Origin of the sequence: Hydrogenophaga sp. SNF1, from assembly GCF_034421675.1 — a bacterium.
Classification (GTDB): Bacteria; Pseudomonadota; Gammaproteobacteria; order Burkholderiales; family Burkholderiaceae_C; genus Hydrogenophaga; species Hydrogenophaga borbori.
On record NZ_CP139793.1, the window covers coordinates 2,602,470 to 2,621,098 of the forward strand.

19 protein-coding genes are annotated in these 18,629 nt (G+C 67.5%); 12 read left to right on the plus strand and 7 right to left on the minus strand.

All coding sequences use genetic code 11. The features are described 5' to 3' along the window. Positions 1 to 210: 210 nt before the first annotated feature. The gene (gene ppa, locus SOM08_RS12380) at positions 211 to 753 is read left to right on the plus strand and encodes an inorganic diphosphatase (RefSeq protein ID WP_116961052.1); all 543 of its coding nucleotides are present in this window, start codon (positions 211 to 213) and stop codon (positions 751 to 753) included. Positions 754 to 766: 13 nt separating this feature from the next. Here the strand turns inward: ppa and SOM08_RS12385 are convergent, their stop codons facing one another. Genes SOM08_RS12385 through SOM08_RS12395 form a run of 3 tightly spaced genes read right to left on the minus strand, consistent with a single transcriptional unit; the run spans position 767 to position 2,743 of the window. Continuing rightward, positions 767 to 1,216 carry a bactofilin family protein gene (locus tag SOM08_RS12385; RefSeq protein WP_116961051.1) on the minus strand — a complete coding sequence of 150 codons (450 nt, stop codon included), beginning with the start codon at positions 1,214 to 1,216 and terminating at the stop codon, positions 767 to 769. After that, entirely contained in the window at positions 1,210 to 1,557 is a 348-nt protein-coding gene (locus tag SOM08_RS12390) for a hypothetical protein (protein ID WP_116961050.1), read from the minus strand. Before SOM08_RS12390 ends, SOM08_RS12385 begins: the two co-directional genes overlap by 7 nt. A gap of 28 nt (positions 1,558 to 1,585) precedes the next feature. Further along, positions 1,586 to 2,743 carry a GNAT family N-acetyltransferase gene (locus SOM08_RS12395; protein WP_322469033.1) on the minus strand — a complete coding sequence of 386 codons (1,158 nt, stop codon included), beginning with the start codon at positions 2,741 to 2,743 and terminating at the stop codon, positions 1,586 to 1,588. A gap of 29 nt (positions 2,744 to 2,772) precedes the next feature. Here SOM08_RS12395 and SOM08_RS12400 point away from each other — a divergent pair, with 29 nt between their 5' ends. Then, the gene (locus SOM08_RS12400) at positions 2,773 to 4,461 is read left to right on the plus strand and encodes an NAD+ synthase (RefSeq protein ID WP_322469034.1); all 1,689 of its coding nucleotides are present in this window, start codon (positions 2,773 to 2,775) and stop codon (positions 4,459 to 4,461) included. Positions 4,462 to 4,480: 19 nt separating this feature from the next. On the opposite strand, the gene SOM08_RS12405 is transcribed toward SOM08_RS12400, so the two are convergent. Then, positions 4,481 to 5,503 carry an asparaginase gene (locus SOM08_RS12405; protein WP_322469035.1) on the minus strand — a complete coding sequence of 341 codons (1,023 nt, stop codon included), beginning with the start codon at positions 5,501 to 5,503 and terminating at the stop codon, positions 4,481 to 4,483. A 181-nt stretch (positions 5,504 to 5,684) separates the two neighbouring features. Here SOM08_RS12405 and SOM08_RS12410 point away from each other — a divergent pair, with 181 nt between their 5' ends. From SOM08_RS12410 to SOM08_RS12420, 3 genes are all read left to right on the plus strand, one after another. Beyond that, the gene (locus tag SOM08_RS12410; protein ID WP_322469036.1) at positions 5,685 to 6,272 is read left to right on the plus strand and encodes a phage tail protein; all 588 of its coding nucleotides are present in this window, start codon (positions 5,685 to 5,687) and stop codon (positions 6,270 to 6,272) included. Further along, positions 6,272 to 7,201: a hypothetical protein gene (locus tag SOM08_RS12415; protein WP_322469037.1), complete on the plus strand. Its 930-nt coding sequence runs from the start codon at positions 6,272 to 6,274 to the stop codon at positions 7,199 to 7,201. Before SOM08_RS12410 ends, SOM08_RS12415 begins: the two co-directional genes overlap by 1 nt. Before the next feature lie 87 nt (positions 7,202 to 7,288). Next, a complete protein-coding gene (locus SOM08_RS12420; RefSeq protein WP_070397732.1) occupies positions 7,289 to 7,627 on the plus strand; it encodes a P-II family nitrogen regulator in 339 nt (112 codons plus the stop codon). 33 nt (positions 7,628 to 7,660) lie between these two features. Here SOM08_RS12420 and SOM08_RS12425 read toward each other — a convergent pair whose 3' ends face one another. The 3 genes from SOM08_RS12425 to SOM08_RS12435 are packed head-to-tail and all read right to left on the minus strand — an operon-like array spanning position 7,661 to position 9,194. After that, positions 7,661 to 8,248 (minus strand): TIGR00730 family Rossman fold protein, encoded by a 588-nt coding sequence (locus tag SOM08_RS12425; RefSeq protein WP_322469038.1) that lies wholly within the window; start codon positions 8,246 to 8,248, stop codon positions 7,661 to 7,663. Next, complete coding sequence (locus SOM08_RS12430) at positions 8,245 to 8,640, minus strand: diacylglycerol kinase (RefSeq protein ID WP_116961044.1); 396 nt, start codon at positions 8,638 to 8,640, stop codon at positions 8,245 to 8,247. The genes SOM08_RS12425 and SOM08_RS12430 overlap by 4 nt, the downstream gene beginning before the upstream one ends. After that, on the minus strand, positions 8,637 to 9,194 hold the full coding sequence (locus SOM08_RS12435; protein WP_116961043.1) for an RDD family protein: 558 nt from the start codon (positions 9,192 to 9,194) through the stop codon (positions 8,637 to 8,639). The genes SOM08_RS12430 and SOM08_RS12435 overlap by 4 nt, the downstream gene beginning before the upstream one ends. A gap of 241 nt (positions 9,195 to 9,435) precedes the next feature. On the opposite strand from SOM08_RS12435, the gene SOM08_RS12440 reads away from it, so the two are divergent. From SOM08_RS12440 to SOM08_RS12470, 7 genes are all read left to right on the plus strand, one after another. Next, positions 9,436 to 11,217, plus strand: a complete 1,782-nt coding sequence (locus SOM08_RS12440; protein WP_322469039.1) for an acetolactate synthase 3 catalytic subunit — start codon at positions 9,436 to 9,438, stop codon at positions 11,215 to 11,217. 114 nt (positions 11,218 to 11,331) lie between these two features. Further along, positions 11,332 to 11,823: an acetolactate synthase small subunit gene (ilvN, locus tag SOM08_RS12445; RefSeq protein WP_009518995.1), complete on the plus strand. Its 492-nt coding sequence runs from the start codon at positions 11,332 to 11,334 to the stop codon at positions 11,821 to 11,823. Between the two features lie 28 nt (positions 11,824 to 11,851). Then, a complete protein-coding gene (gene ilvC, locus SOM08_RS12450) occupies positions 11,852 to 12,868 on the plus strand; it encodes a ketol-acid reductoisomerase (protein ID WP_116961076.1) in 1,017 nt (338 codons plus the stop codon). Positions 12,869 to 12,984: 116 nt separating this feature from the next. Next, a complete protein-coding gene (pssA, locus tag SOM08_RS12455) occupies positions 12,985 to 13,794 on the plus strand; it encodes a CDP-diacylglycerol--serine O-phosphatidyltransferase (RefSeq protein ID WP_116956979.1) in 810 nt (269 codons plus the stop codon). A 220-nt stretch (positions 13,795 to 14,014) separates the two neighbouring features. Continuing rightward, positions 14,015 to 15,703: a 2-isopropylmalate synthase gene (gene leuA, locus SOM08_RS12460; protein ID WP_322469040.1), complete on the plus strand. Its 1,689-nt coding sequence runs from the start codon at positions 14,015 to 14,017 to the stop codon at positions 15,701 to 15,703. Positions 15,704 to 15,730: 27 nt separating this feature from the next. After that, positions 15,731 to 17,272, plus strand: coding sequence for a 2-isopropylmalate synthase (locus tag SOM08_RS12465; protein ID WP_116956981.1), 1,542 nt, complete (start codon positions 15,731 to 15,733; stop codon positions 17,270 to 17,272). Between the two features lie 179 nt (positions 17,273 to 17,451). Continuing rightward, on the plus strand, positions 17,452 to 18,609 hold the full coding sequence (locus SOM08_RS12470) for a serine hydrolase (protein ID WP_181936358.1): 1,158 nt from the start codon (positions 17,452 to 17,454) through the stop codon (positions 18,607 to 18,609). Positions 18,610 to 18,629 lie beyond the last annotated feature (20 nt).

Below are 18,629 nucleotides of genomic sequence, written 5' to 3' on the forward strand. Positions count from 1 at the left end.
CCTCGCTGTCGCCCGCGCTGCGGAACTTGCAGCAGGGCACCGGCGATTGGCCAACCGATGCAATGTAGCCAGATTCCCCCCGTTTGCCATCGGGGGCGTCAGGCTGACGTCGGTAAAATCAGGGTAAATACGGAGCGGGCCCCGCGCCCACCCGTCGCGCCCGTGACGGCTCCGTTACCGGATCCCCTTCAACCTCCCCTCGAGTCTTTCATGTCCCTCGACAACGTCACCCCTGGCAGCAAGGTTCCCGAAGCGTTCAACGTGATCATCGAAATCCCGATGAACGCCGACCCGATCAAGTACGAGGTCGACAAGGAAACCGGCGCCATCTTCGTGGACCGCTTCATGAGCACGTCCATGCACTACCCCACCAACTACGGTTACATCCCCAAGACCATCTCGGGCGACGGCGACCCGGTGGACGTGCTGGTGATCACCCCCGTGCCCCTGCACCCCGGCGTGGTGGTGACCTGCCGCGCCCTGGGCATGCTGCGCATGGAGGACGAGGCTGGCGAGGACGCCAAGCTGCTGGCCGTGCCGGTGGACAAGATCCTGTCGATCTACACCCAGTGGCAGAAGCCCGAGGATCTGAACCCCATGCGCCTGAAGACCATCCAGCACTTCTTCGAGCACTACAAGGACCTGGAGCAGGGCAAGTGGGTCAAGGTGCTGGGCTGGGCCGACAAGGCCGCCGCCCACAAGGAAATCCTGGACGGGATGGCCAACTACGAGAAGGCCCAGAAGAAGGCCTGATCGGCCAGGGTGTTCAGGACGCGGCGGGCGGCTGCACCAGCACGTCGCGCAGCACCGGCAGGCGGTCTTCGACCTGCAGGGTATGGAAGGGGCCTTTCAACTGGGCCCCTTCGTACATCTGCAGCCGCCGCGCGAACAGGGTGCCGGTGCTGACGCCGGACTTGCTCACGTAGACCATGCCCTCGCATTCCAGGCTGGTGTCGTGCGGGCCGCCGCTGGGCGAGCCGAGCTGACCGAAGAGGTAGAGGTCGCCCATCACGCGGATGCGCCCGCGCACGCTGGCGCCGGTCCAGATGATGAGGCGGCCGTCGACGCGGATGTGGCCTTCCAGGTGCCCCTGGACCAGCAGGCCGCCCTCGAAGTTGAGGTCGCCGCTGAGATCGCAGCCCGCGGCCACGCGGTTGGTGATCTCCATCGCCACCGGGTCGATGGTGAGGGTGTCCTGCGCGTTCTTGCTCACCATGGCAGCCTCTGCAGCAAGGGGGCCAGCCAGCCCTGGGACCGGGCGGTGAGCACCAGGCCCGCGGCCAGCGCCACCAGACCCAGCGCGGCGATGGCCAGGGCGTGGCGCTCCAGCCAGCGGCGCAAAGGCCTGGGGCGGCGCCGCGGCTGCCCCGCGGGCAGCGTGGCCAGGCGCTCGATGGCCCAGGACCGCCAGGCCGAGCTCAGGCGGCTGTCGCCGCTGTTGGGGTCGAGCCGCAGGCCCTGCGCTTTGCGGTCGCCCGTGTTCAGGCGCCGCCCGAGCAGCACCGAAAATGGGGCGCCCACGATGCCGTGGGTGAAGAACGCGTCCTGCTCGTCCATGGCGGCCGAGTGTAGCGAATGGGTTTGCTCAAGAGGGCTCGGCCTTGAGCGGGTTGCGCGCGGCGAGATGCCCCAGGTACTGCTCCACGCCTTCGCCCTCGCGTTCGAGGAAGCGGTCCACCGCCTCGGCGAAGGCCGGGTGGGCCAGCCAGTGGGCGCTGGTGGTCTTGACGGGCAGCAGGGCGCGCGCCATCTTGTGCTCGCCCTGGGCGCCGCCCTCGAAACGCTGGTAGCCCTGGGCGATGCACCACTGCAGCGGCTGGTAGTAGCAGGCCTCGAAGTGCAGGCAGTCCACGCGCTGCAGGGCGCCCCAGTAGCGGCCATAGGCCACGCGGCGCGCCGGGTCGATGGCGATCAGGCTGCTGGCGATGGGTTGGCCCTCGCGCTCGGCGATGAACAGCAGCCAGTGCTCCGGCATGTCGCGGGCCATGCGCTCGAAGAAGCCGCGGCCGAGGTAGGGCGGGTTGCCGTGCTCCCAGTAGGTGCGCTCGTAGCAGCGGTAGAAGAAGTCCCAGTCGGTCGGGGCGATGGCGCGGCCCTCGGCGTGGCGGAACACCACCCCGGCCCCGGCCACCTTGCGGCGCTCCTGGCGGATCTTCTTGCGCTTGTCCTGCTGCAGGCTGGCGAGGAAGGCGTCCCAGTCGGGCCATCCGGTGTTTTGCCAATGGAACTGCACCGTGTGCCGCAGCATGAGGCCGGCCTCGGCGCAGGCGGCCGCGTCGCGCGGCTGGGCGAACAGGAGGTGCAGGGAAGACAGGCGCTGCTCCTCGCACCAGCGCACGAGCGAGCGCACCAGCGCGGCGCGCGCGGCGCCGTCGCGCGCCAGCAGCCGCGCGCCCGGTACGGGGGTGAAGGGCACGGCCACCAGCGCCTTGGGGTAGTAGGCCAGGCCGTGCTGCGCATAGGCGTTGGCCCAGGCCCAGTCGAAGACGTATTCGCCGTAGGAATGCGACTTGAGATAGACCGCGCAGGCGGCTTCCAGTGTGTCACCCCGCCACAGGGTGAGGATGCGCGGCGTCCAGCCGGTGTCGGGCGTGGCGCAGCCCGTGTCGCTCAGGGCCCGCAGGTACTCGTGCCGTGCGAAGGGGCTGGGGTCGTCCTCCAAGGCCAGCAACTGCGCCCATTGCGCGGCGTCCACCGCGCCCCAATCGGCCAGGACGCGGGTGACATAATCGATTTCAGCCACGCCCGGCCCCTGCCTTCGCACCAGATTCCATGTCGTTTTCCGTATCGGTTGCCCAGCTCAACTTCGTGGTGGGCGACATGGCGGGCAATGCCCGCCGCATCGTCGAGGCCGCCACGGCCGCCCACGCGCGCGGGGTGAGGCTGCTGCTCACGCCCGAACTCGCCCTCTGCGGCTACGCCGCCGAAGACCTGTACCTGCGGCCCGCCTTCGTCGACGCCTGCGATGATGCCCTCAAGTCGGTGGCGGCTTCCACGGCGCAGCTCAAAGGCCTTTGCATCGTGGTGGGCCATCCGGCCCGCACGGTCGGCGGGGCGCGCGGGCGCAGCGTGGCCGTGGCCTCGCTGCACAACGCCGCCACGGTGCTGTGCGAAGGCCGTGTGGTGGCGACCTACGCCAAGCGCGAGCTGCCCAATTACCAGGTCTTCGACGAGCGCCGCTACTTCGTGCCCGGCCACGCCCCCTGCGTGTTCGACGTGCCCGGCACCGACGGCCAGCCGGTGCGCGTGGGCCTGCTCATTTGCGAAGACGCCTGGTTCGAGGCGCCGGCCGCCGAGGCGCGCGCCGCGGGCGCCGAGCTGCTGACGGTGATCAACGCCTCGCCCTTTCACGCCGGCAAGGGCGGTGAACGCGAGGCCACGATGCGCGAACGCGTGCGCGCCACCGGCCTGCCGCTGGTCTATGCCCACCTGGTGGGGGGGCAGGACGAGATCGTGTTCGAGGGCCGCAGCTTCGTGCTCGACGCGGCGGGCGAACTCGCCGGGCGCGCGCGCAGCTTCGAGGAAGCCGAGTTCGACGCCCGCTTCGAGCGCGCGGGGCCGGGCGCCTGGCGCATCCACGCGGCCATCGACCGCGAACACAGCGCCGAGGCCGACCTGTGGCACGCCCTGGTGCTAGGCGTGCGCGACTACGTCGGCAAGAACGGTTTTCCCGGCGCCATCCTGGGCCTGTCGGGCGGCATCGATTCGGCCCTGGTGCTGGCCATCGCCGTCGACGCGCTGGGCAAGGACAAGGTGCGCACGATGATGATGCCCTCGCCCTACACCGCCGACATTTCCTGGATCGACGCGCGCGACATGGCCGCGCGCCTGGGCGTGCGCTACGACGAGATCGCCATCGCGCCCGAGTTCGAGGCTTTCAAGGCCTCGCTTGCGCCGCTGTTCGAAGGCCGCGCCGAGGACACCACCGAAGAAAACCTTCAGGCGCGCATCCGCGGCACGCTGCTCATGGCGCTGTCCAACAAGTTCGGCAGCATCGTGCTGACCACCGGCAACAAGAGTGAGATGGCCACGGGCTACTGCACGCTGTACGGCGACATGGCCGGGGGCTTTGCGGTCATCAAGGACGTGGCCAAGACCACGGTCTTCAAGCTCGCGCGCTGGCGCAACGCGCACGACCCTTACGGCACCGGCGGCAACCCCATCCCCGAGCGCATCATCACGCGCCCGCCCAGTGCCGAACTGCGCCCCGACCAGACGGACCAGGACAGCCTGCCCGAGTACGCCGTGCTCGACGCCATCATCGAGCGCTACATGGAGAACGACCAGAGTCCGCAGACCCTGGTGGCCGACGGTTTCGAGCGCGCCGACGTCGAGAAGGTGGTGCGGCTGATCCGCATCAACGAGTACAAGCGCCGCCAGGCGCCCGTGGGCATCCGCGTGACGCACCGCAGCTTCGGCAAGGACTGGCGCTACCCGATCACGAGCAAGTACCGGGCGTGAGCCACCCGCCTGGGGCCCTTCAGGCGGCCGACAGGTGCAGCACGGCCCGCAGCTCGCCCACTTCCGCGCCGGCCGCGTTTTTCATCGGCGGCGGCAGCAGCCGGGCCAGCTCCTCGCGGTCGACGCCGTCGTCGATCCAGCCCAACTGCTCCAGGGCAGCCACCAGCGCCACCATCAGCGGGGTGAGTTGGCCGTCGCCGCACTTGGCCGCGATGGCGATGCCGCGGCTGAAGCTGGCCAGTGCCTGTACGCCGTCGGCGCCCACCTTGCTCACCCAGTCACCCCGACCCGCGCGCATGAGGAACAGGTCGTTGCGGCCCCGGCCGCTCACCAGGTGGGGGTGCCGGCTCATGGCTCGCGCGATGCGCTGCGGCGCCTGGCCGTACTCGGGGTCGGGCTCGGGCGACGCGAGCCGCGCGAAGGCCTGTGCCAGCGAGCGCAGCGGCAGCGCGAAGTTCGGCGCGCTGCAGCCGTCGAGGCCGCGCACCAGCGCGGCCTCGGGCAGGCCCGACCAGTGGCTCACGCAGCGCGCGATCTCGCGTTGCGCGGGGTGGTCGGGCGCCAGGTAGCCCGCCAGAGGGGCACCCAAGGTCTCGGCCAGCAGCAGCATGCCCGCGTGCTTGCCCGAGCAGTTGTGGTGCAGTGGGCCGTAGCGCTCGCCGGTCGGCGGCGTCAGGCCATTGAAGCGGAACACATACGGCTCGTGCGCGCCGCAGGCCAGGGCCGATTCGTCGGCACCGACGCGCGCGAGCAGCGCGGCCACGCGCGCCACGTGTTCCGGCTCGCCGTTGTGACTGGCGCACAGCAGGGCCATGTCGGCCTCGTCCAGCGACAGCCGCTCGGCCGAACGCGCGATCAGCGGCATGGCCTGGAACGGCTTGAGCGAAGAGCGCGTGAACACCGGTGTGTCCACGTCGCCCGCTTTCGCCAGCACCCGACCCGCGCGATCGACCACCGCGAACGAGCCGTGGTGCACGTTCTCCGGGTGACCACCGCGGCAGCTCACGGCGATGGGGACGTGGCGGGGCCAGTGAGGGGGCATGGCGTGGGGCGGGAGTGAGGAGTCAGTATGGCACGCGAGAGAGCCGGGGGCCGCGACTGATCCTTTTCTGATGGCCGCCGTCGGCTCGCCTGGGCCGTGGCCAGGGCATTCCTAGACTGCGGCCGCGCTCGCGGAGCTCCACAGACCGCGGGCATCACCTGAGACCCCACGGAGAACGCATTTGTCCGCCATTGACCCTTTCATCGGCGAAATCAGCCTTGTCGCCTTTTCCTATGCCCCGGCCGGGTGGGCGCTGTGCGATGGGCGTCTGTTGCCCATCAGCCAGAACGAAGCCCTCTTCGCCTTGCTGGGCACCCAATATGGGGGCGACGGTGTCTCCACCTTTGCCTTGCCGGACCTGCGGGGCCGCTCGGCCATCGGCGTGGGCCAGGGGCCCGATCTGCGCGAGGTCGCGCTGGGTGAGTACCTGGGCACCGAGCAGGTCTATCTGATGCAGAGCCAGTTGCCGGCCCACACGCACGCCGCCAGCTTCACCAGCCCGGGCGCGCGTCCCGTGGCCTATGGCGGCGGGGGGTCGATCACCGACCCCACCGGCGCCATTCCCGCCAACCCCGTCGGGGAGGGTGGTGCGGCACTGCCGGCGTTCGCTCCGGCGTCCGAGGCCAGTGCCGGCCTGGCGCCCTTGCCGGTGCAGGGGCAGGTGAGCGTGTTGCCCACGGGCTCGGGGCTGCCCCTGGACATTCGCAACCCCGCGCTGGGCCTCAACTACATCATCGCCCTCGAAGGGGTATTTCCGCCGAGGCCTTGATGCGCTGGATTCAAGGGTTTTCCGTTCGCGCGCTGGCGATCCTGCTGGTGTCATCAGCGATGCTGGCGGCCTGCGGTGGAGGCGATCACACCCAGGTGGTTGAGCGCGTCGAGCAAGCCCCGGCGCAAGCGGTGGTCTTGAGTGGCATGGGGCCACCCGATGCGGCCCTGGGTCAGGACGGCCAGTTCTACCTCGATGCGCAGGCGCTGAAGCTCTATGGGCCACGAGCGAACGGTCAGTGGCCGTTGCTGACGGCCATCGGCGGCGCTCCCGGGGCCGACGGTCAGGACGGGCGGGATGGCTCGCGCATCTACCGCGGAACGGGCGCCCCCTCCAATGCCCTGGGCCAGGATGGCGACTTCTATCTGGACGACGCCACGGCAACGCTTCTGGGGCCGAAGGTGGCGGGCGCCTGGCCGCCGACGGGCTTGTCGCTCGCCGGCCCGGCGGGCCCTGCCGGGGCGAACGGGCAGGACGGCCAGAATGGCCAGAACGGCGCAGCGGGGCCGCAGGGACCGGCCGGGCCTGCCACCGTGGATATTCAGTGGGGCATCGCATCCAACAGCACCTTCGGCAACGGTGCGTATTACCTGTGGCCCCAGGGACCCAATGCGGCGGCCCGCAATCCGGTGCTGCTGCCCCGAGCCTGCACCCAGGCCCGCTTGCGCGTGGCCACCTTCGGCGTGCCTTCGCCAGGCGACACCTTCACCTTCACGGTGTGGCACACGCCAGGGCCCGCCTTGCTGGAGGCCAGCAGCACCGCCACCGCGCTGGTGTGCCAGATCGACAGCGGCACGCGCGCCTGCGACGTCGGCGCCGCCATGAACCTCGCCGCAGGCGATGCCATCGAGGTTCGCCTGGTGGGCACCGAGGCCGTCACCGCCATGGCGACGCCGGGCTCATGGGGAATCGGCTTCACTTGCCAGTGACAGGGCCCCGGGTCGGGGCGGGGCCGGCCGATGACGTGAGCGTGATACATTTTTCGGCACGTTCCGTCATCCATAAGGGCCCCGCTCATGAAACAGATCACCGCCGTCATCAAGCCGTTCAAGCTCGAGGAGGTGCGCGAAGCGCTGGCCGAACAAGGCGTGACCGGCTTGACGGTGACGGAGGTCAAGGGTTTCGGGCGGCAGAAGGGGCACACCGAGCTGTACCGCGGCGCCGAATACGTGGTGGACTTTCTGCCGAAGGTGAAGGTCGAGGTCGTCGTGAAGGACGAAGACGTGGACCGCTGCGTCGATGCCATCGTGCGGGCCGCGCGCACCGGCAAGATCGGCGACGGCAAGATCTTCGTCACCTCTGTCGAACGCGTGGTGCGCATCCGCACCGGCGAAGAAGACGAAACCGCGGTCTGAGCGCCGCGCGCTCTCCCGCACAGGTTCAGGCGTTCAGAGTTCGTCCAGACGAGGCTGTGGCGCCGTGCCCGCGGCCTCGATGAGCGCCGGCAGCAGGCGCTCGGTGTCCGCGCCCACGCGGATCAGGTCCATCTGCCAGTCGTTCATGAACTGCGCCTGCACGGCGGTGCGCAGGAAGGCCATCAGGCCCTCGTAGTAGCCGCCGACGTTGAGCAGGCCCACGGGCTTGTCGTGGTAGCCCAGCTGGCGCCAGGTCCAGACCTCGAAGAACTCCTCGAAGGTGCCGATGCCGCCGGGCAGGGCCAGGAAGGCGTGCGCGTGCTCGGCCATGAGGCGTTTGCGCTCGTGCATGGTGTCCACCACGTGCAGCTCGGTGCAGCCGTTGTGGGCCCATTCCTTTTCCACCAAGGCCTTGGGAATGATGCCCACCACGCGGCCGCCGGCTTTGAGCGTGCTGTCGGCGACCACGCCCATCAGGCCGTTGCGGCCACCGCCATAGACGAGCTGGCCACCGTGGCGGCCGATCCATTCGCCCACCTGGCGGGCGGCCTCCAGGAAGGCGGGGCTCCCCCCCGGCCTCGAGCCGCAGTACACGCAGAGGGAAAAACTCGGGGCGCTCACAACAGCTCCTTCGCATGCACCCACAACGCCGCCAGCCAGGTGCCGCCGCACAGCAGCAGGCTCAGCAGCACGGCGGCGCTGCCCATGTCCTTGGCACGCTTGGACAGGGCGTGCCATTCGGGCCCGATGCGGTCGATGGCCGTCTCGATGCCGGTGTTGAGCAGCTCGACCACCATCACCAATACCACCGTACCGATCAGCAACGCCACCTCGACCCATCCTTCTCCCACCCAGAAGGCCAGCGGCACCAGCAGGAAGGCGGCGAGGGCCTCCTGGCGAAAGGCGGGCTCGCCCCAGCCGGCGCGCAGCCCGGCCAGGGAGTAAAACAGCGCGTGCCACACGCGGCTGACGCCGCGCCGGCGTTTCTGCGGGTTCACTTCGGGGGCATTCACGGGTGGCGCGCTTTCTTCGGCTTTTTGGGTTGGGGTGGCGGCGCATGGTGCACAAGCCGGGTGCCGGCCAGCGCGTCATGCAGGAACTGGCGCTGCGCGTGCAGGCGCGAGAGCAGCGCGTAGACCAGCACCCAGCCGATCAGCAGCACGGCGGCCTCGCCACCCTGGGCACCCAGCACCCAGCTCAGCGCCAGTGGCGGCAGCAGCCACAGCCACGAGAACACGTAGCGCACCAGGGCCCGTGCCTGGCCTATCGGCCGGCCGGCGGTATCCACCACGCGGATGTGCCACGTTTTCTGCGCCAGGGTCTGCCCCTTGTGCCAGAACCAGGTGAAGTAGATGCCGAAGACCACGAACAGGAAGCCCTGCAGGGCGTGGCGGCCTTCCAGCGCGTGGCGCTGCTGGGTGAGGGCGGAGAACAGGTAGCCGGCGATGAAGACCACGCCGAACATCAGCATGCCTTCGTACAGCCAGCAGGCCATGCGGCGGCGAAGCGAAGGGGCGGTGAGGTCGGGGCGGTCGGCGGCGCCGGAAGCGGGGGCGTCGGGGGTCATGAGGGCTCTGGGGGAAGGGCGGAATTGTCGCATTCCGGCCCGGGCCGACGAAAAAGCCCTGGCTGGCATTTGCTGCGGTGCCATAATCCCAGGCTTCCGTCTTCACAAGGCAAACGGATCAGGGTCCGGCGGCAGATCGTTCCGCCCATGGCCACTGGTCTCAAGTCCCGAAGCCGCCCCACAAGGGTGGGCCAAGGGGCACCCAAGGTTTTTCGTCAGAGAAATTCTCGAAAGGTTGATCATGGACATCACCAAGGCCGAACTGGCCTCGGCGGCCGCCGCTTCCGCATCCGGCCAGCCCCCCCTCGAACTCCGCGGCGCGGAAATCCTCGTCAAGGCGCTGCAGGCCGAAGGCGTCAAGTACGTCTGGGGCTACCCCGGCGGCGCCGTGCTGCACATCTACGACGCCTTCTACAAGCAGGACAGCATCCAGCATGTGCTGGTGCGCCACGAGCAGGCCGCCGTGCACGCCGCCGATGGCTATGCGCGCGCCACGGGCGACGTGGGTGTGGCCCTGGTCACCTCCGGCCCCGGCGTGACCAACGCCGTCACCGGCATCGCCACGGCCTACATGGACAGCATTCCGATGGTGATCCTCACCGGACAGGTGCCGTCTGCAGCCATCGGCCTGGACGCCTTCCAGGAATGCGACACGGTCGGCATCACGCGCCCCATCGTCAAGCACAACTTCCTGGTGAAGGACGTGCGGCACATGGCCGAGGTGATGAAGAAGGCGTTCCACATCGCGCGATCGGGCCGACCCGGCCCCGTGGTCGTGGACATCCCGAAGGACGTGTCCTTCAACAAGGCCACCTGGACGGGTTATCCCGAGTCGGTGGCCATGCGCTCCTACAACCCGGTGCGCAAGGGCCATGGTGGCCAGATCCGCAAGGCCTTGCAGCTGTTGTTGAGCGCCAAGCGCCCGTACATCTACACCGGCGGCGGCGTGCTGCTGGGCAATGCCACGCAGGAATTGCGCACCCTGGTCGACATGCTCGGCTACCCCGTGACGAACACGCTCATGGGCCTGGGCGCCTACCCCGCGTCGGACCGCAAGTTTCTCGGCATGCTGGGCATGCACGGCACCATCGAAGCCAACAATGCCATGCAGAACTGCGATGTGCTGCTGGCCGTGGGCGCGCGCTTCGACGATCGCGTGATCGGCAACCCCAAGCATTTCGCGCAGAACGAACGCAAGATCATCCACATCGACATCGACCCGTCGAGCATCTCCAAGCGCGTCAAGGTTGACGTGCCCATCGTCGGCGACGTGAAGGACGTGCTCACCGAGCTGATCCACATGGTGCGCGAGACGCCGCAGCGCGCGGACGACAAGGCGCTGGCGGACTGGTGGAAGACGATCGAGGGCTGGCGCTCGCGCGACTGCCTCAAGTACGACCGCCACAACACGGACGTCATCAAGCCGCAGATGGTCATCGAGACCCTCTGGAACATGACCAAGGACACGGAGACCTACATCACCTCCGACGTTGGCCAGCACCAGATGTGGGCGGCGCAGTTCTATCGCTTCGACGAGCCGCGCCGCTGGATCAACTCGGGTGGCCTGGGCACCATGGGCGTGGGCATTCCCTACGCCATGGGCATCAAGCTCGCCAAGCCCGAGTCCGAGGTGTTCTGCATCACCGGCGAAGGCTCGGTGCAGATGTGCATTCAGGAGCTGTCCACCTGCCTGCAGTACAACACGCCGATCAAGGTGGTCTCGCTCAACAACCGTTACCTGGGCATGGTGCGCCAGTGGCAGGAGATCGAGTACTCGGGCCGCTACAGCCACAGCTACATGGACGCGCTGCCCAACTTCGTGAAGCTGGCCGAGGCCTATGGCCACGTGGGTATGCTGATCGAGCGTCCGCAGGACGTGGAGCCGGCGCTGCGCGAGGCGCGCAAGCTCAAGGACCGCACGGTCTTCATGGACTTCCGCACAGACCCGACCGAGAACGTGTTCCCCATGGTCCAGGCCGGCAAGGGCATCACCGAGATGCTGCTGGGTTCGGAAGACCTCTGATCCATCCCCCGCGGACCGGCTGCGAGGCCGGTCCATCCCCAAGTCGAATCTATTGACCGTCGAGCCCGTGCATTACCGTGCGCGGGGGAGGGCGGCGAAAAGAGGAAGCTGCATATGAAGCACATCATTGCCGTGCTGCTCGAGAACGAGCCCGGCGCACTCTCCCGCGTGGTGGGCCTGTTCTCGGCCCGTGGCTACAACATCGAGTCGCTCACCGTGGCGCCGACCGAGGACCCGAGCCTCTCGCGCATGACGATCCAGACCACCGGGTCGGACGACGTCATCGAGCAGATCACCAAGCACCTGAACCGCCTCATCGAGGTGGTCAAGGTCGTTGATCTCACCGAAGGCGCCTACACCGAGCGCGAGCTCATGATGGTGAAGGTGCGCGCGGTGGGCAAGGAACGCGAGGAGATGAAGCGCATGGCCGACATCTTCCGCGGCCGCATCATCGACGTGACCGACAAGAGCTACACCATCGAACTCACCGGCGACCAGGGCAAGAACGACGCCTTCCTGGAAGCCATCGACCGCGGCGCCATCCTGGAGACGGTGCGCACCGGTGCCAGCGGCATCGGCCGCGGCGAGAGAATCCTGCGCGTCTGATCACCCCTTCCATTCCAACGGAGCAACCATGAAAGTTTTCTACGACAAGGACTGCGATCTGTCCCTCATCAAGGGCAAGACGGTCGCGATCATCGGCTACGGCAGCCAGGGCCACGCGCACGCGCAGAACCTCAACGACAGCGGGGTGAAGGTGGTGGTGGGCCTGCGCAAGGGAGGCGCGAGCTGGGACAAGGTGGGCAAGGCGGGGCTGAAGGTGCTGGAGGTCAACGAGGCGGTGAAGTCCGCCGACGTGGTGATGATCCTGCTGCCCGACGAGCAGATCGCCGAGGTCTACCGCAACAACGTGGAGCCGAACATCAAGCAGGGCGGCTCGCTGGCCTTCGCGCACGGCTTCAACGTGCACTACAACCAGGTGGTGCCGCGCGCCGACCTGGACGTGTGGATGGTGGCGCCCAAGGCGCCGGGCCACACGGTGCGCAGCACCTACGCGCAGGGCGGCGGCGTGCCGCACCTGGTGGCGGTGCACCAGGACAAGAGCGGCAAGGCGCGCGACCTGGCGCTGAGCTACGCCATGGCCAACGGTGGCGGCAAGGCCGGCATCATCGAGACCAACTTCAAGGAAGAGACCGAGACGGACCTGTTCGGCGAGCAGGCGGTGCTGTGCGGCGGCGCGGTCGAGCTGATCAAGATGGGCTACGAGACGCTGGTGGAAGCCGGCTACGCGCCCGAGATGGCCTACTTCGAGTGCCTGCACGAGCTGAAGCTGATCGTGGACCTGATCTATGAGGGCGGCATCGCCAACATGAACTACTCGATCTCCAACAACGCGGAGTACGGTGAGTACGTGACGGGCCCGGAGGTGATCAACGAGCAGTCGCGCGCGGCCATGCGCAACGCGCTCAAGCGCATCCAGAACGGCGACTACGCCAAGATGTTCATCCTGGAAGGGCGCACGGGCTACCCCAGCATGACGGCGCGCCGGCGCAACACGGCCGAGCACAGCATCGAGGTGGTGGGTGCCCAGCTGCGCGCCATGATGCCCTGGATCGCCAAGAACAAGCTGGTCGACCAGAGCCGCAACTGATCGGCAAACGCCGTTCCCGGGCCAGGGCCGTGCGCGGCCCTGGCCCTTTTTTGTTTGTTCGCCCCCACGTACACTGCATAGCTTTCCGGCCGACGAATTTCATTCCAACACACGACATGCACGACGGAAACGACACCGAAGTGGAGCCCCTGAGCGAGGCGCGTCGGCGCCCCAAGGGCATCTACTTCCTGCCCAACATGATCACCCTGGCCGCGCTGTTCGGCGGCTTTTACGCGGTGGTCATGGCCATGAACGGCCGCTACGACCTTGCCACCGTGGGCATCTTCGTGGCCATGGTGCTCGACAGCCTGGACGGCCGTGTGGCCCGGCTGACCCACACGCAGAGCGCCTTCGGCGAGCAGATGGATTCGCTCTCTGACATGGTGTCCTTCGGCGCGGCGCCCGCGCTCATCGCCTACGAATGGAGCCTGCGCGACCTGGGGCGCTGGGGCTGGATCGCCGCCTTCGTCTATTGCGCCTGCGCCGCGCTGCGCCTCGCACGCTTCAATGTCAACACGGGGGTGGTGGACAAGCGCTACTTCCAGGGCCTGCCGTCACCCGCGGCGGCCGCGCTGGTGGCAGGCTTCATCTGGCTCATGCAGGAGGCGGGGGTACCGCCGCAGGACGTGAGCTGGGTGATGTTCGTGCTGACGCTTTACACCGGCCTCACCATGGTGACCAACGTGCCCTTCTACAGCTTCAAGGACCTCAGCCTGAAGAAGAGCGTGCCTTTCGCCGCGCTGGTGTTGGTGGCCCTGGGCATCGCGGTGATCAACATCCACCCGCCCACCGTGCTGTTCCTGCTGTTCGTGCTGTACGGCCTCTCGGGCTACGGGGTGTACCTGTGGCGCAAGTCCAAGGGGCGGCCCACCAGCGTGATCAGCACCTCCACCGACGAGCCCGACGAGCGCGGTCTGCACGACTGATCGGCCATTGAGCCCATCGGCATGCCCTATCGGCCCTCGCGGGCTTTGTGATACATTGCATCGCATGTTTTCCCAAGCCGCCTCGCTGCTACTACTGGCTGTCCTTCACGGGCAGATGCGGTAGCGCGCGAGCGACTCACACCAACGGCCCGTTTGCACCCGCAACGGGCCGTTTGTATTTTGGGGTTGCGGGTTCTGTCGACACGAGAGAGTCCACACCATGCTGAAGCAACCTGCAAGCAAGTACGCCGCCTTCCGGCCCGTCGGCCTCAAGGACCGCACCTGGCCAGACGCCGTGATCCAGAAGGCCCCCGCCTGGCTGAGCACCGATTTGCGCGATGGGAACCAGGCGCTGATCGAGCCCATGGACCTGGAGCGCAAGCTGCGCATGTTCCAGCAGCTCGTGAAGATCGGCTTCAAGGAAATCGAGGTGGGCTTCCCCTCGGCCTCGCAGGTCGAGTTCGACTTCGTGCGCCGCCTGATCGAAGAGAACCTGATCCCCGATGATGTAACGATCCAGGTGCTCACCCAGGCCCGCGAGCCCTTGATCCGCCGCACCTTCGAGGCGTTGCGGGGTGTGCGCGGCGCCATCGTCCACCTCTACAACGCCACCGCGCCCATCATGCGGCGCGTGGTGCTGGGCATGGACGAGGACGCCATCGTGGAACTGGCCGTGGACAACGCGCGCCTGTTCGCCCGCCTGGCGGCCGAGCAGCCGGACACGCGCTGGACTTTCCAGTACTCGCCCGAGATGTTCTCGGGCACCGAACTCGCTTTCTCCAAGCGGGTGGTCGATGCGGTCACCGCGGTCTGGGCGCCCACGCCCGAGCACAAGTGCATCGTCAACCTGCCGTCGACGGTGGAGCACAGCACGCCCAACATCTTTGCCGACATGATCGAGTGGATGCACCGTCATCTGGCGCGGCGCGAGTCCATCGTCCTGTCGGTGCACCCGCACAACGACCGCGGCACCGGCACGGCGGCGGGCGAATTCGCGCTCATGGCCGGGGCCGACCGGCTGGAGGGGTGCTTGTTCGGCAATGGTGAGCGCACGGGCAACCTCGACCTCGTCAACGTTGCGCTCAACCTCTATACGCAGGGCGTGTCGCCCGGGCTGGATTTTTCCGATATCGACGAAATCCGCCGGACCGTGGAGCACTGCAACCAGTTGCCCGTGCACCCGCGCCACCCCTACGTGGGCGACCTGGTTTACACCTCGTTCTCGGGCTCGCACCAGGACGCGATCAAGAAGGCCTTCGCGGCGCGCCGGGCGGACGACATCTGGAACGTGCCTTATCTGCCCATCGATCCCAAGGACCTGGGTCGCAGCTACGAGGCCGTGATCCGCGTGAACAGCCAATCGGGCAAGGGCGGCATCGCTTACCTGCTGGAGTCCGAGTACGGCGTGGAGCTGCCGCGCCGCCTGCAGATCGAGTTCAGTCAGGTGGTGCAGGCCGTGATGGACCTGGATGGCAAAGAGCTCACGGCGAAGGATTTGTGGCAGCTGTTCGAGCGCGAGTACGCGCTGTCGGCGCCTGCGCCCGCCAACGCGACCACCACCGAGCAGGCCGGCGGCAGCGTGCGCGTCACGGCCGACGTGGACTGGGCGGGCGCGGTCGTGCCCGTGCAAGGGCAGGGCAATGGCCCCATCGACGCCTTCGTCAATGCCCTCAACGCGGCCACCGGCCGGTCGGTGCGTGTGCTCGACTACCATGAGCACGCCATCGGCGCCGGTGCCCAGGCGCAGGCCATGGCCTACATGGAACTGCGCGTGGACGAGCGCCACACGGTTTTCGGCGTGGGGCGCGACACGAACATCGTGTCCGCCTCGTTCAAGGCCATCGTCTCGGGCCTGCGGCGCGTGGCGCCCGAGCAGACACAGGAAACGATGGAACGCGTGGCGCCCTGAGGCGCGCGAACACAACAAGGAGTCCCCATGAGCGAACAGCTGATCATTTTCGACACCACTTTGCGCGATGGCGAGCAATCGCCCGGCGCGTCCATGACCAAGGACGAGAAGCTGCGCATCGCGCGCCAGCTCGAGCGCCTGAAAGTCGACGTGATCGAGGCCGGCTTCGCGGCCAGCTCCAACGGGGACTTCGAGTCGGTGAAGGCCATCGCCGACCATATCAAGGACTCCACGGTGTGCTCGCTGGCGCGGGCGAACGACCGCGACATTGCGCGCGCGGCCGAGGCGCTCAAGGGCGCCAACCGCGCGCGCATCCACACCTTTATCGCCACCAGCGCGCTGCACATGGAGAAGAAGCTGCGCATGACGCCCGAGCAGGTGCTGGAACAGGCGAAGCAGTCGGTGCGTTTCGCGCGCAACCTGGTGCAGGACATCGAGTTCAGCCCCGAGGATGGCTACCGCAGCGACGTGGACTTTCTCTGCCGCGTGCTCGAGACCGTGATCAAGGAAGGCGCGACCACGCTCAACATCCCCGATACCGTGGGTTACGCGGTGCCCGAGCTCTATGGCCACTTCATCCGCACCCTGCGAGAGAGGATCCCCAACTCGGACAAGGCGATCTGGAGCGTGCACTGCCACAACGACCTGGGCATGGCCGTGGCCAACTCGCTCGCGGGCGTGAAGATCGGGGGGGCGCGCCAGGTGGAATGCACCATCAACGGCCTGGGCGAGCGCGCGGGCAACTGCTCGCTGGAGGAGATCGTGATGGCGGTGCGCACGCGCCGCGATTACTTCGGCCTCGACGTGGCCATCGACACGACGCAGATCGTGCCCGCCAGCCGCATGGTGAGCCAAACCACCGGCTTCGTGGTGCAGCCCAACAAGGCCGTGGTGGGCGCCAACGCCTTCGCGCACGCCAGCGGCATCCACCAGGACGGCGTGCTCAAGGCGCGCGACACCTACGAGATCATGCGCGCCGAGGACGTAGGCTGGAGCGCCAACAAGATCGTGCTGGGCAAACTCTCGGGCCGCAACGCCTTCAAGCAGCGCCTGCAGGAGCTGGGCATCGAGATGGCGTCCGAGGCCGAGATCAACACGGCCTTCGCCAAGTTCAAGGAACTCGCCGACCGCAAGGCAGAGATCTTCGATGAGGACATCCTGGCCTTGGCGAGCGACGAGAGCGTCACCGCCGAGAAAGAGCAGTACGGCTTCGTCTCGTTGGCCCAGCGCAGTGAGACCGGTGAGCGTCCGCACGCCAGCGTGGTGTTTACGGTCGATGGCAAAGAACTGCGCGGCGACAGCGACGGCAACGGCCCGGTCGATGCCTCGCTGAAGGCGATCGAGCAGCACGTCAAGAGTGGCGCCGAGTTGCTGCTGTATTCGGTGAACGCCATCACCAGCGGCTCCACCGAAAGCCAGGGCGAGGTCACCGTGCGGCTGCAGCACGGTGGCCGCGTGGTGAACGGCGTGGGCGCGGACCCGGACATCGTGGTCGCGTCGGCCAAGGCCTACCTGAGCGCGCTCAACAAGCTGCACAGCAAGGCCGACAGGGTGGCGGCGCAGGGATAAAGTTCAAACGTTTCAAGGACTTGTAGCACTTCCTTATTGATCGGCGGAAATTGACCTCCAAACGGCCGTCTATTCCACCGATCACTTAAGACCACCGTCCAAGCTTTTGATATTGCTGATTTTTTTTTGAATCCCTATACTCCGCCCCAGCGCTGGTCCCGTCTTGCTGGAGTTGAGTCATGTTGTTCCGTCCGATCGCCCTGAAATCGCTGATTGCTGCCATGGCGGTTGCGTTGATCGGGGTGCTCGGGCCGGCGGGTGTGGCGCAAGCGGCCTCCGGTTCCTCGGCCAAGACCAGCAAGGCCGCCAAAGCCCCGGTCAAGAAGGCCAGCAAACCCAAGGTGGCCAGCCGCTCCACCAAGAAGGTGACCAAGAAGGTCACCAAGACCACCAGGGTCACCACCGCCAAGCGCAAGCAGAGCGTCGATTCGCGCAAGCTCACGCTCGTCAAGGCCGCGCCGGCATCCAAGTCCCGTACCGTCAATGTCAAACCCAGTGTGGTCCGTGTGGCCGCGCCACCGGTGGTGTCGGTGGGTCAGCGCCTGGGCCTGCATGGCATGGACGACGCGCTGGACCTGAACTCCAGCGTGGCCCTGGTCGTGGACCAGCAGACCAATGAGGTTCTGTTCTCCAAGAACGATTCGGCCGTGCTGCCCATCGCCTCGCTCACCAAGCTCATGACCGGCCTGGTCGTCGTGGAGGCGGGCCTGAACATGAACGAAATGATCACCATCACCAGCGAGGACGTGGACACCCTCAAGGGAAGCCGTTCGCGCCTGGCCGTGGGCACCCAGCTGACGCGCGGCGAGCTGATGCACCTGGCGCTGATGTCGAGCGAGAACCGCGCGGCGCACGCTCTGGGCCGCACCTATCCCGGCGGCCTCGATGTGTTCGTGCGCCGCATGAACGCCAAGGCCGCCGAGCTGGGCATGCACGACACGCGCTACGTGGAGCCCACGGGGCTGTCCAGTGACAACCGCTCGAGCGCCCGTGATCTGGCCACGCTGGTGTCGACCGCCTATGAGCGTCCCATGCTGCGCGACCTGTCCACGTCGCCCGGCTATGAAGTGGACGTGGGCCGCCGCACCCTGCAATACAACAACTCCAACCGCCTGGTGAAGAACCCCGAGTGGGACATCGGCCTGCAGAAGACGGGCTACATCTCGGAAGCGGGTCGTTGCCTGGTGATGCAGGCCCGCGTGGCCGGACGCCAACTGATCATGGTGTTCCTTGACGCGAGCGGCAAGCTGGGCCGCGTGCAGGACGCCGAGCGCGTGCGCCGCTGGGTGGAGCACCAGGGCGAATTGCTCGCCAGCAAGGTGCGCCCCCAGGGCTGATGCCCAGGCAAGGCCGGCGC

Coding starts and splice junctions, on each gene's coding strand:
- ppa (WP_116961052.1), top strand. CDS start 211: ATGTCCCTCGACAACGTCACCCCTGGCAGCAAGGTTCCCGAAGCGTTC.
- SOM08_RS12385 (WP_116961051.1), bottom strand. CDS start 1,216: ATGGTGAGCAAGAACGCGCAGGACACCCTCACCATCGACCCGGTGGCG.
- SOM08_RS12390 (WP_116961050.1), bottom strand. CDS start 1,557: ATGGACGAGCAGGACGCGTTCTTCACCCACGGCATCGTGGGCGCCCCA.
- SOM08_RS12400 (WP_322469034.1), top strand. CDS start 2,773: ATGTCGTTTTCCGTATCGGTTGCCCAGCTCAACTTCGTGGTGGGCGAC.
- SOM08_RS12405 (WP_322469035.1), bottom strand. CDS start 5,503: ATGCCCCCTCACTGGCCCCGCCACGTCCCCATCGCCGTGAGCTGCCGC.
- SOM08_RS12415 (WP_322469037.1), top strand. CDS start 6,272: ATGCGCTGGATTCAAGGGTTTTCCGTTCGCGCGCTGGCGATCCTGCTG.
- SOM08_RS12420 (WP_070397732.1), top strand. CDS start 7,289: ATGAAACAGATCACCGCCGTCATCAAGCCGTTCAAGCTCGAGGAGGTG.
- SOM08_RS12435 (WP_116961043.1), bottom strand. CDS start 9,194: ATGACCCCCGACGCCCCCGCTTCCGGCGCCGCCGACCGCCCCGACCTC.
- SOM08_RS12440 (WP_322469039.1), top strand. CDS start 9,436: ATGGACATCACCAAGGCCGAACTGGCCTCGGCGGCCGCCGCTTCCGCA.
- ilvN (WP_009518995.1), top strand. CDS start 11,332: ATGAAGCACATCATTGCCGTGCTGCTCGAGAACGAGCCCGGCGCACTC.
- ilvC (WP_116961076.1), top strand. CDS start 11,852: ATGAAAGTTTTCTACGACAAGGACTGCGATCTGTCCCTCATCAAGGGC.
- pssA (WP_116956979.1), top strand. CDS start 12,985: ATGCACGACGGAAACGACACCGAAGTGGAGCCCCTGAGCGAGGCGCGT.
- leuA (WP_322469040.1), top strand. CDS start 14,015: ATGCTGAAGCAACCTGCAAGCAAGTACGCCGCCTTCCGGCCCGTCGGC.
- SOM08_RS12465 (WP_116956981.1), top strand. CDS start 15,731: ATGAGCGAACAGCTGATCATTTTCGACACCACTTTGCGCGATGGCGAG.
- SOM08_RS12470 (WP_181936358.1), top strand. CDS start 17,452: ATGTTGTTCCGTCCGATCGCCCTGAAATCGCTGATTGCTGCCATGGCG.